This window comes from Pedobacter sp., from assembly GCF_045628745.1.
Classification (GTDB): domain Bacteria; phylum Bacteroidota; class Bacteroidia; order Sphingobacteriales; family Sphingobacteriaceae; genus Pedobacter.
In genome coordinates this window covers 13,360-24,797 of record NZ_JAZQPU010000373.1, presented here as the reverse complement: position 1 = coordinate 24,797, position 11,438 = coordinate 13,360, and the positions used below count along the sequence as shown (strand labels likewise).

The window sequence follows — 11,438 nt, the reverse complement described above, 5'->3', positions numbered from 1 at the left end:
TATAGAAATAGTCATGGCAAATGAGCAAAGAGGTTTTAGAAATTTCGGTATTGGTAGATGAGAAATTCGACGTAAAATTCAACTGGGCAGAAGGTTTCTTAGGTGTTATCCTTAGCCTTTTTGATCATTAGAAGGTAAGCATTTCTCTTATTCTTTCAGGCATTTTCAATGCCCTGAAATGCTTGTGTCAAAATTATCCTTCACAGGATAAAAAAAACCTGTAAATTTGCGCTCATAATGAGTAGAAACAGAAAAGCTGGGACGGTTACTATCCTTCCTAATTTGCATATCATAGATATTGCCGAAGAAGGTAAAGGTGTAGGTAAAGCCGACGAACTTGTAGTGTTTGTAGATAAAGCAGTGCCGGGCGATGTGGTTGATGTGCGCCTGATGAAAAAGAAGAAAAACTTTGCCGAAGCAGTTATTGAGGTGCTGCACACCGCTTCGGAATTCAGAACAGATCCTTTCTGTCAGCATTTCGGCACTTGCGGAGGCTGCAAATGGCAACATATGCAATATGATGCACAGCTGCAATTCAAATATAAAAATGTAGAGGCAGCTTTACAACGTTTGGCTAAAATAGATACCTCAATGATGGAGCCTATTCTTGGCTCTGCAGAGAACAAATACTACCGTAACAAACTTGAATATACTTTTTCTAACAAACGCTGGTTAGACAAAGAGGATATGGGCGATCAGGAAGATTTAGAGCTTAATGCCTTAGGTTTCCACGTTCCAGGTCGGTTTGATAAAATCCTTGATATTCAGCATTGCTATCTTCAGGCTGAACCATCTAACTCCATCCGAAACCAGGTGAGAGCCTATGCGCTGAGAACGGGAATTAGTTTTTATGACCTTCGCAACCATGAAGGTAGCTTGCGTAACCTTATTATCCGTACTTCATCAACGGGTGAGGTCATGGTGGCCGTCATCTTTGCTTATGTTGAGCAGCAACAGATTGATGGTTTAATGGAGTACCTGAAGGGTAACTTCCCTGATATCACTTCTTTACAATATATCGTCAACCAAAAGAAAAACGATACCATATTTGATCAGGATGTCGTTACTTACGCCGGTAGAGATTATATTTTTGAAGAGATGGATGGCCTGAAGTTTAAAATCGGCATCAAATCATTTTACCAGACCAATTCTTTACAGGCACATGAGTTATATAAAATCACAAGGGACTTTGCTGGTTTTACCGGAGATGAGCTTGTATACGATCTATATACAGGTGCAGGTACTATTGCCAACTTTGTTGCCCGTGGCGTAAAACAAGTTGTAGGAATTGAATATGTACCTACCGCTATTGAAGATGCCAAGTTTAATTCCAACCTGAATGGAATTAACAATACGCTTTTCTATGCCGGCGACATGAAAGATATTTTAACTACAGCATTTATTGCTGAACATGGCAAACCTGATGTGGTCATTACTGACCCACCAAGAGCTGGTATGCATACCGATGTTGTTGAACGTTTATTGGAACTTGAGGCTGAAAAAATTGTATATGTAAGTTGCAATGCCGCTACACAAGCAAGAGACTTAGCGTTACTTAAAGAGAAATATGAAGTAACACGTATAAAACCTGTAGATATGTTTCCACATACCCAGCATGTTGAAAACGTTGTTTTGTTGAATTTAATCAAATCATAAAATGGACTTAGAAGAATTATTACCTCAACAGCCAGACCCTAAAAAGGAAGAAAAACAAAAAAGTCCACTCGTAAGTCTTGAAAAAGACCTGGATCTTTATGCTGACTCTATCAAAGAAGTGGCTATGGAAATTATGTTAGAAGGAATCTCTTCCAATCCTATTTTTATTGCGCATCAGCATACGGTAAGTATCGGTGAAATGATTTTAAACAGGGAAGAGCTGCATACAGAATGGACTATACAGGCCTCCACGTTGGAAGAATTTGTAGAGAAAGGGATCATTAACCCAGAGAAAAAAGCAATGTTCCTGAAGGCTTATAAAAAACCTGAAGATTACATGTGTGTATTTGTCATTGTACCTGAAGGTGCAAATTTTATCTACTATCCCTACAAAAAAAGAGCATAAAAAAATCCCTGCTGGGAGGGGGTCCACAGCAGGGATATAAAAAAAATGGATTAATTTACTCTCTTTACTCCCCCACTTTTGGAAGAGTTGTCTTTTAATGCTGCATTACCTTTAAAATGAACTTCGCTGCCACCACTAGCACTGGCTTCCAATGCTTTGGTGACGTGAATGTTTACGTCAGAGCCACCACTTGTATTTACCCGGGCATTTTCAACAACAAAGTCGTACGCGTTAATGTCGCTGCCACCACTGGCATGGATTTCCATATTCGTCGCCTTACCTCTCAAGTCTACATCCGAGCCGCCGCTGGAGTGAAGTTCTAAATTAGAGGTCATCAAATCAAGCTTTACATCAGATCCTCCAGAAGAATGTATTGCAAAGTGCGAACTCTTAATGGTATTTTGTGAGTAAACATCACTTCCGCCACTTGCTGAAAGTGCATTTAACGTTTTATAGGTTACATAAGCCTTTATTTTTTGTGAGTGAACAATACGTTCCCAATTCACATTGTTCTTATACCTGATGGTCAAACTTGTTCCTTTTTTTTCTATAATAACATCCTTCAACAACTCTGCACTTGAAGTTATTTTTAATCCTTCACTGTTTCCTTGTCTAAGGTATAAATCTATACCGCTGGCTACGGAAATGTCTGTGAAATTTTGAACCGCTACAGTTTTAGTTTGCTGTGCTAACGACGTCAGTGAAAACCCAATGCATAAGAGCATTAGCGTTGATAAGAATTTGTAGCTTGTAGGTCTTGGCATGTGTTTCTTTTTATAAAGTTTAGACGCATTCCTTTGTAAAACGTTGCAGTCTGCGTAAAATATTTTTCAAATATTTGATTATGTACCTTAAAATGGTTCTTTTTGTATCCTAAATAAGGTACACCAATGGCTGATTCTCAATTAGTAATTCTAAATAAAATACAAATACAACAAAAGATTAATCGCATTGCTTATCAGATACTAGAAGATAACCTTAACGAAAAGGAAATTGTGTTGGCTGGTATCTGGGACAGGGGTTATAAATTAGCCCTTCGGTTAAGGACAGTTTTATTAGAAATTTCGGCATTAAAGGTGGTGCTGTTGCGCATTGACCTTGAAAAGGAAAATAGTAAGCTGATTGCCACTACCGACCTTGATGAAAGTAAATGGAAGAATAAAGTAATTATTCTTGTCGATGATGTTTTAAATAGTGGCAAAACTCTTGCTTACGGATTAGGGGTGTTTTTAAATACACCGCATAAAAAGATAAGAACTGTTGTGCTGGTAGATAGAAGTCATAAAATATTCCCCATTGCTACCGACTTTGTAGGTCTAGAAATGTCAACTGTTTTAAAGGAACATGTAGATGTGGTGTTGGATGTGGAAGGGGTAGAAGATTGTGTCTATTTAAGCTAAGACACCCAGGCATCAAATTTTTATGTATTTTTGTATAGATAAAGTTTTGACCATCGATGAAATATGATTTAGCTGTTACCATAGACAAGGCCTCTGGATTTTGCTTCGGAGTCGTTTACGCAATTGAAATGGCTGAAGATATTCTTGATCAGGAAGCTTATTTATATTGCCTGGGCGATATTGTTCATAATGATGAGGAAGTAAAAAGGCTCACTGATAAAGGATTGCGTATCATTGAACATGAGCAATTAGCATTGCTTCATGATGAAAAAGTCTTGATCCGTGCACATGGTGAAGCACCTTCTACTTATGAGCTTGCCCTAAAAAATAACCTTACCCTTATTGATGCCTCCTGTCCTGTAGTGCTTAAATTGCAAAACAGGATCAAGAATTCCCATGATGACAATGAGCAGATTCTCATCTTTGGTAAGCACGGACATGCTGAGGTGATCGGACTTCAAGGCCAGACAGATGGTAAAGCAATTGTTTTCCAGGATCTGGAAGAACTGGATGCCATGGAACTGCCTTCAAAATTCACGCTATATAGCCAAACGACCAAGAGCACTGATAAATTTTATCATATTAAAGAGCAATTGCTCAGCAGGGGCTATGAAGTTAAAGCTAATGATACCATATGCAGACAAGTTTCCAGCAGGTATGAGGATCTTGAGAAATTTGTAACCAACTACGATAAAATCATCTTTGTTTCGGGTAAGAAATCTTCCAATGGCAAAGTGCTATATGATGTGTGCAAAAAATATAACCCTAATTCTTATTTCATTTCTAATGTAGAAGAATTAGACCTTTCCTGGTTTAACCCTATGGATAGAGTTGGCATTTGTGGTGCCACTTCTACACCAATGTGGTTAATGGAACAGGTGAAATCACGATTATTAGCTTATTAACTTAACCAGCTGCTTATGCCTAAATTCCTGAAAGCGATTTTGTTTGTCGTGCTAACGCTTTGCGCAAATATAGTTTTAGCACAAAATGGCATTATAAAAGGTAAAATTACCGATGCTTTCAGTAACACATCACTCCCAGGGGTAAATATTTATATCCAGGGACTTCCGAGCCCGGTGAAAAGTGACAGCCTGGGTAACTATACCATTAAAGAATTAGCTCCCGGCGTATATAACATTACCTTTTTATTTGTGGGCTACAAACGCAAATCTGTTTTTGATATTGCCGTGAGCAATTTCCGGCCCGCCATATTAGATGTAACTTTGGAAACCGAGGTTAGTGCCTTGAATGAAGTGACCATCGAAGCCCCTAAGTTTATTAAACCTGTGGAAAGTCCTTTATCCTTGCGTACCATTGGGGCCACAGAGATCAAAAGAAATCCCGGTGGCAATAGGGACATCTCCAAAGTTATCCAGTCCTTACCCGGTGTATCCGCACCAGTAAGTTTTCGTAACGACATTATTATTCGCGGTGGTGCACCCAATGAAAATAGGTTTTACATCGATGGCGTAGAAATCCCTAACATCAACCATTTTACCACCCAAGGTTCTTCGGGTGGCCCTGTAGGCTTAATTAATGTAGATTTCATTAAAGAGGTAGACTTTTATTCCGGTGCTTTTCCTGCATCACGAGGTAATACCTTAAGCTCTGTTTTTGAATTTAAACAAAAAGATGGTAACCCCGATCAGTTGCGTGCTTCCCTCACCTTAGGATCAAGTGATTTTGCCACTACCTTAGAAGGCCCGCTAACAGAGAAAACCACTTTTATAGCTTCTTATCGTTTATCTTATTTACAGGGACTATTCAAACTCCTTGGCTTACCGTTTTTACCTTCTTACCAGGATTTTCAGTTTAAATTGAAAACCAGGTTCAATGCCAAACATGAATTAACCATTCTCGGACTGGGCGCCATTGATAAATCAAAGCTTAATTTCTCTGCTGATGACACCGAGAGCAACAGCTATCTATTGGCCAACCTGCCAGAGAATAACCAGGAGAATTATACCCTTGGGGCCGTCTATAAAAATTACCGCGATAAAGGTTTCTCTACTTTTGTGCTCAGTAGAAATTACCTCAATAATAGCGCTGATAAATACAAAGACAACAACGAAAACGATGTGAAAACGTTGGACTACCTGAGCAAGGAAATTGAAAACAAACTTCGTTTTGAAAACACCTCAAAGGAGGGGAAATATAAAATTAATTTTGGTGCAGGGCTGGAAAGTGTGGAATACAATACCCGTACTCTACAATATGTACCCGGTACGATAGATCAATACCAGTCTGAGCTCAGCTTTCAGAAGTACGGTTTGTTTGCACAGCTGAGTGCTCCTTATTTTAATGAGCAGCTCAACTTGTCATTTGGAATCCGTTTTGATGGTAATAATTATGCCTCACAAATGCATAACCCGCTTCAAACCTTTTCACCCAGGTTTTCTGCCTCTTATAACCTCACAGAAAAAATAAGCTTCAATTTTAACACCGGCATTTATTACCAATTGCCTTCTTATACTTTATTAGGCTATCGTAAAAGTAAAGATGGCCCTTTGTTGAATAAAGCGGTCGACTATATCAAGTCTAAACAAATTGTGGCAGGCTTTGAATACAATACCCTTAAAAATACGAAGTTTACAGTAGAAGGTTTTTATAAAGGCTATTCCAACTACCCAATGATAGAAATCCTCAATGATACCATTCCGCTGGCCAATTTAGGTGCAGATTTTGGTGTTGTGGGTAACAGACCTTATACAGGCGTTACTGAGGGCAGAAGTTACGGACTTGAATTTTTTGCCCAGCAACGTTTAAACAAAGGTTTCTATGGCATTTTTGCCTTAACTATCTATAAAAGTGAATTTAAGGATAAACATGAAGAATATGTTCAGTCGAGCTGGAACAACCGCTTTATTCTGAGTCTGACCGCTGGTAAAATTTTGAAACGCAACTGGGAAATAGGGGCCAAGTTCAGGTATACAGGCGGTGGACCATATACACCATACGACCTTGCTTATTCATCATTAAAAAGTAATTATTCCGTTTATCCACAAGGTGTGCAGGACTATGATAGGTTGAATGTCAGTAAGTTAAAAGATTTTTATCAGTTTGACTTACGAGTAGATAAGAAGTATCCTTTCAGGAAATTTAACCTTAACGTATATTTGGACATTCAAAATTTAACTTACAACAAGTACGAAACACAACCACAATTAGTGTTAGATAGAGATGGTAATGGAAATGCCCAGGATATGCCTGGCGATCCTTCCCGCTTTAAGACCAAATTGCTGGACAATACCAGTGGAAATATTTTACCTTCCATCGGCATTATTTTTGAATTTTAACTATGGGCAAAAAAGGTATATTATTCGTGAATTTAGGAACTCCGGACAGTCCGGAGGTGGGTGATGTTCGTAAATACCTCGACGAGTTTTTAATGGACGAGCGGGTTATTGACATCAATGCCTTTAACAGAACATTGTTAGTGAAGGGTATCATTGTGCCTTTCCGTAGTCCGAAAACGGCCAAACTTTATAAGGAAATATGGGATGAAAATGGCTCTCCATTACTCTATTTCAGTAAAGTCCAAACAGCTTTGGTGCAGGAAGAATTGGGTGACGAGTACCATGTTGAACTGGCCATGCGTTACCAGACACCATCCATCAAGTCTGCATTGGAAAATATGAAAGCAGGCCTGGTAGAAAGCATCCGTGTGGTTCCTTTGTTTCCGCAATATGCTTCGGCCAGTACAGGTTCTGTGATTCAAAAGGTAATGGAAATTGTAAGCAAATGGCAGACGATCCCTGAAATTAGCTTTGTCAACTCTTTTCATGATAACAAATTGATGATTGAAACTTTCGCTGACAAGGCCAAACGTTACCAGCCAGAAACTTACGATCAGATTTTATTCAGCTTTCATGGTTTACCAGAACGCCAGCTCATCAAATGTGATCACTCTGGTCACCACTGCCTCAAGAAAGACAACTGCTGTGCAACTTTAACCGATGTCAACAAATACTGTTATTCTGCGCAATGCCACGATACCGCAAGGTTAATTGCTGAAGAATTAAACATCCCTGCAGATAAATATTCCGTATGCTTCCAATCACGATTAGGTAAAGAACCTTGGGTACAACCTTATACAACCGATGTCTTAAAAGATTTAGCCGCCAGGGGTAAAAAGCGTTTACTAGTTTTCTGTCCGGCATTCGTGGCTGATTGTCTGGAAACCCTATACGAGGTGAGTGTAGAATACCATGAGGAATTCAAAGCTTTAGGTGGTGAAGAAGTGCAGCTTGTAGCCAGCTTAAATGACCATCCTAAATGGATTGAAGCCATGGTGGCCATGGCAAAAAATAACTAATTTAAAAAAGGAATGATGTGCCGTAGAATACCTTCGGTGGCACCTTTTTTCTCTACAACATAAGCCTGTGCCTTTTTTCCTGGCTCAGGGTTTTCGGTAAAGGTCTGGAATGCATTTTCCAGGTCTTTGCCATCTGTAATAGAGATGGCTGCTCCTAGCGCCACTAAATCTTTCGCTTCCTGAAATTTATCATAACGTGGTCCTATAATCACTGGCAATCCAAATGCCGCTGCTTCCAGGGTATTATGTATACCAACGCCAAATCCACCTCCTATATAAGCGATTTTACCATATTGATAAAGAGAAGATAAAAGACCTATATTGTCAATAATTAATACTTGAGCCGGCACTGTTGCTTGATCCTTTATTTTGGAATAATTGATGGCTTCAGGAAAGAGCGAACTTATTTGGTTAAGGTGTGCAGCCCCAATTTCATGGGGCGCCAGGATAACTTTCCAGTCGCTATGATTTTTAGCCCATGAAGCAATTAAAACCTCATCTTGTGGCCAGGTGCTTCCTGCTATTAAAACGGGTGATTGCTGTATGAAATCTTCTATCACCCTAAGCTTTTTAACTGTAGCCACATTTTCAAAAACACGATCAAAGCGGGTGTCACCACTGAGTGTAACATCGTGCAGACCGATGCTATTTAATAACCTAATGCTTTCTTCATTTTGAACAAAGAAATGGCTGATGTCTTTCAATAGGGCCCGGTAGAAACCACCATACCATTTAAAAAACACTTGTTCCGGTCTGAAAATACCTGATATTAAGAATAAAGGAATGTTTCTGTTTTTGAGCTCTCTGAAATAATGATACCAAAACTCATATTTGGTAAATATGGCAATTTCAGGATTCACCACCTCTATAAATTTCTTTGCATTAGCAGCTGTATCCAGAGGTAAATAAAATACGGCATCTGCAAGCGCATAATTTTTCCTGATTTCATAACCAGAAGGAGAGAAAAAGGTAACCACAATTTTTTTACCCGGATAAACAGTTTTGATTTTCTCCAGTACAGGTCTTCCCTGTTCAAATTCTCCTAAGGAAGCAAAATGAAACCATACATGAGCTTGCCCAGGTTGTATACTTTGTGCAAGGCGTTTAAAAATATCTTGCCTGCCTTGAATAAATAGTTTAGCTTTAGGACTAAATAAAGCAAATGCTTTAACCAGGAAGCTATAAAAGTAAATACCAAAGTTATAAAGAAAAAGCATTTTGGATGTTTATTTATTATCTTCGCCGAAGATACTTTATTAAATTAAAACTCTACTAATTTATGAGAAACACAAGTTCCGGAACTATACTCAATAGAACGTGCTGCTCTTCTCTGTTCAACCTAAAATCTTATTTATTTTATGAAAATTGCTGTAATCGGAACAGGATATGTCGGTTTAGTTACCGGAACATGCCTCGCTGAAACGGGTAACGATGTTATCTGTGTTGATATTGATAAAGCCAAAGTGCAGAATATGCAGAACGGTATTATTCCTATCTATGAGCCAGGCCTTGATGTTTTATTTCTTAGAAATATTGTACAAAAAAGATTAACTTTTACTACAGATCTTGCTTTAGCAGTAAAAGAAGCGCAAATTATATTTATGGCCTTGCCAACGCCTCCGGGTGGTGATGGCGCTGCCGATCTTTCTTATATTTTGGGTGCGGCAAAAGACATTTCCAGGCTGGTTACTGAATACAAGGTAATCGTTAACAAATCTACAGTACCTGTAGGCACCGCAGATAAAGTGCAGGCAGTGTTCACTGAATATACTGATATAGAAATTGATGTAGTTTCTAACCCTGAATTTTTACGTGAAGGTGTCGCTGTTGATGATTTCATGAAACCCGACCGTGTGGTGATTGGCACAAGAAGTGAAAAAGCACAAAAATTAATGGCCGAATTATATGGTCCCTATGTGCGTCAGGGCAACCCTATTTTATTCATGGACGAGCGTTCTTCAGAATTGACCAAGTATGCGGCAAATTCTTTCCTGGCCACCAAAATTACCTTTATGAATGAGGTCGCTAATTTATGCGAAATCGTAGGTGCTGATGTTGATGCTGTACGTAGAGGCATTGGGTCTGACGACCGCATTGGTAAGCGTTTCTTATTTCCCGGTATAGGCTATGGTGGAAGTTGTTTCCCTAAAGATGTGCAGGCCCTGGCAAAATCTGCTGAAGAGAACAAGTACGATTTCCAGATCCTTAAAGCGGTGATGGAAGTTAACGAAAGGCAGAAAATTATCCTTGTGGATAAAGTGTTGAAATACTATAAAGACGATATCAAAGGAAAGCATTTTGCATTATGGGGCTTAGCTTTTAAACCAGAAACGGATGATATTCGTGAAGCACCAGCCTTGTACATCATTGACTACTTAATTAAACACGGCGCTACAGTAACTGCATTTGATCCTGAAGGAATGTCAAATGTGAAGAAAATCGTAGGCGACAAAATCAAATACGCAGAAAACCAATACGAAGCTTTAGCAAATGCTGATGCCTTGTTGATTGCTACAGAATGGTCGGTATTCCGAAATCCTGATTTCGAAAGGATGGAAGCTGCAATGGCAAACAAAGTAATTTTTGACGGACGTAATTTATATGACCTTCAGAAAATGATTGACCTGGGTTATTATTACAATAGCATTGGTCGTAAACTGATTAACTAATGGAACAAAAAAGAGTTTTAATTACCGGTGCAGCTGGTTTTTTAGGATCGCATTTATGTGATCGTTTTATCAAAGAAGGTTTTTTCGTCATTGGGATGGATAACCTGATCACCGGAGATTTACATAATATTGAACACCTGTTTAAGCTGGAGAACTTTGAGTTTTATCACCATGATGTTTCTAAGTTTGTTTATGTACCTGGTCCTTTAGACTATGTATTGCACTTTGCTTCGCCGGCAAGTCCTATTGACTATTTAAAAATCCCTATCCAGACTTTAAAGGTGGGTTCTTTGGGAACGCATAACTTGTTAGGACTGGCCAAAGATAAAGGGGCAAGGATGCTCATTGCTTCTACTTCAGAAGTTTATGGTGATCCTAATGTCAATCCTCAGCCAGAAGAATACTGGGGTAATGTAAACCCTGTAGGCCCACGTGGGGTTTACGATGAAGCCAAGCGCTTTCAGGAAGCCATGACCATGGCCTACCATACTTTCCATGGATTGGAAACCCGTATTGTGAGGATTTTTAATACTTATGGTCCAAGAATGCGTTTGAATGATGGTCGTGTATTGCCAGCTTTTATCGGCCAGGCTTTACGTGGTGAAGACCTTACCGTATTTGGTGATGGTTCTCAAACCCGCTCTTTCTGCTATGTGGACGATCTGATTGAAGGAATTTACCGTTTGCTGTTGAGTGATTATGCGCAACCAATGAATATTGGTAATCCCGATGAAATTACCATTAAGCAGTTCGGCGAGGAAATTATTAAACTGACCGGTACCAACCAGAAAATGGTGTTAAGAGATCTTCCTGTTGACGATCCTAAACAACGCAGGCCAGATATCACCAAGGCTACAGAAATATTAGGCTGGGCACCAAAGGTGAGCAGGGAAAAAGGACTTAAAATTACTTATGAGTATTTTAAATCTTTACCAGCCTCTGCTTTGTTTAACAATGAACATAAAGATTTTGCAACCTATAACAAATAA

The 11,438-nt window shown here is 39.1% G+C and carries 11 protein-coding genes; 9 read left to right on the top strand and 2 right to left on the bottom strand.

Annotation, left to right across the window (positions count from 1 at the left end; genetic code table 11):
• Nucleotides 1-20 precede the first annotated feature (20 nt).
• The 3 genes from ACR2F7_RS13625 to ACR2F7_RS13615 all read left to right on the top strand — a co-directional run bounded on the left by ACR2F7_RS13625 (nucleotide 21) and on the right by ACR2F7_RS13615 (nucleotide 2,062).
• A complete protein-coding gene (locus tag ACR2F7_RS13625; RefSeq protein WP_432714105.1) occupies nucleotides 21-131 on the top strand; it encodes a phenylalanyl-tRNA synthetase subunit alpha in 111 nt (36 codons plus the stop codon).
• Nucleotides 132-237: 106 nt separating this feature from the next.
• Nucleotides 238-1,656 carry a 23S rRNA (uracil(1939)-C(5))-methyltransferase RlmD gene (gene rlmD, locus ACR2F7_RS13620; RefSeq protein ID WP_432714104.1) on the top strand — a complete coding sequence of 473 codons (1,419 nt, stop codon included), beginning with the start codon at nucleotides 238-240 and terminating at the stop codon, nucleotides 1,654-1,656.
• Between the two features lies 1 nt (nucleotide 1,657).
• On the top strand, nucleotides 1,658-2,062 hold the full coding sequence (locus tag ACR2F7_RS13615) for a hypothetical protein (protein WP_432714103.1): 405 nt from the start codon (nucleotides 1,658-1,660) through the stop codon (nucleotides 2,060-2,062).
• Nucleotides 2,063-2,112: 50 nt separating this feature from the next.
• On the opposite strand, the gene ACR2F7_RS13610 is transcribed toward ACR2F7_RS13615, so the two are convergent.
• On the bottom strand, nucleotides 2,113-2,826 hold the full coding sequence (locus tag ACR2F7_RS13610) for a head GIN domain-containing protein (RefSeq protein WP_432714102.1): 714 nt from the start codon (nucleotides 2,824-2,826) through the stop codon (nucleotides 2,113-2,115).
• Between the two features lie 126 nt (nucleotides 2,827-2,952).
• On the opposite strand from ACR2F7_RS13610, the gene ACR2F7_RS13605 reads away from it, so the two are divergent.
• Genes ACR2F7_RS13605 through hemH form a run of 4 tightly spaced genes read left to right on the top strand, consistent with a single transcriptional unit; the run spans nucleotide 2,953 to nucleotide 7,780 of the window.
• Nucleotides 2,953-3,462, top strand: coding sequence for a phosphoribosyltransferase family protein (locus ACR2F7_RS13605; protein WP_432714101.1), 510 nt, complete (start codon nucleotides 2,953-2,955; stop codon nucleotides 3,460-3,462).
• Between the two features lie 56 nt (nucleotides 3,463-3,518).
• Nucleotides 3,519-4,367, top strand: coding sequence for a 4-hydroxy-3-methylbut-2-enyl diphosphate reductase (locus ACR2F7_RS13600; RefSeq protein ID WP_432714100.1), 849 nt, complete (start codon nucleotides 3,519-3,521; stop codon nucleotides 4,365-4,367).
• 15 nt (nucleotides 4,368-4,382) lie between these two features.
• The gene (locus ACR2F7_RS13595; protein ID WP_432714099.1) at nucleotides 4,383-6,761 is read left to right on the top strand and encodes a TonB-dependent receptor; all 2,379 of its coding nucleotides are present in this window, start codon (nucleotides 4,383-4,385) and stop codon (nucleotides 6,759-6,761) included.
• A 2-nt stretch (nucleotides 6,762-6,763) separates the two neighbouring features.
• Nucleotides 6,764-7,780 (top strand): ferrochelatase, encoded by a 1,017-nt coding sequence (gene hemH, locus ACR2F7_RS13590; protein ID WP_432714098.1) that lies wholly within the window; start codon nucleotides 6,764-6,766, stop codon nucleotides 7,778-7,780.
• Here the strand turns inward: hemH and ACR2F7_RS13585 are convergent.
• Complete coding sequence (locus ACR2F7_RS13585) at nucleotides 7,777-8,997, bottom strand: 3-deoxy-D-manno-octulosonic acid transferase (protein ID WP_432714097.1); 1,221 nt, start codon at nucleotides 8,995-8,997, stop codon at nucleotides 7,777-7,779. The two genes, hemH and ACR2F7_RS13585, sit on opposite strands and share 4 nt — an antisense overlap.
• Nucleotides 8,998-9,138: 141 nt before the next feature.
• On the opposite strand from ACR2F7_RS13585, the gene ACR2F7_RS13580 reads away from it, so the two are divergent.
• Together ACR2F7_RS13580 and ACR2F7_RS13575 are read left to right on the top strand one after the other, a co-directional pair.
• Nucleotides 9,139-10,449: a UDP-glucose dehydrogenase family protein gene (locus ACR2F7_RS13580; RefSeq protein WP_432714096.1), complete on the top strand. Its 1,311-nt coding sequence runs from the start codon at nucleotides 9,139-9,141 to the stop codon at nucleotides 10,447-10,449.
• Nucleotides 10,449-11,438 carry a UDP-glucuronic acid decarboxylase family protein gene (locus tag ACR2F7_RS13575; protein ID WP_432714095.1) on the top strand — a complete coding sequence of 330 codons (990 nt, stop codon included), beginning with the start codon at nucleotides 10,449-10,451 and terminating at the stop codon, nucleotides 11,436-11,438. Before ACR2F7_RS13580 ends, ACR2F7_RS13575 begins: the two co-directional genes overlap by 1 nt.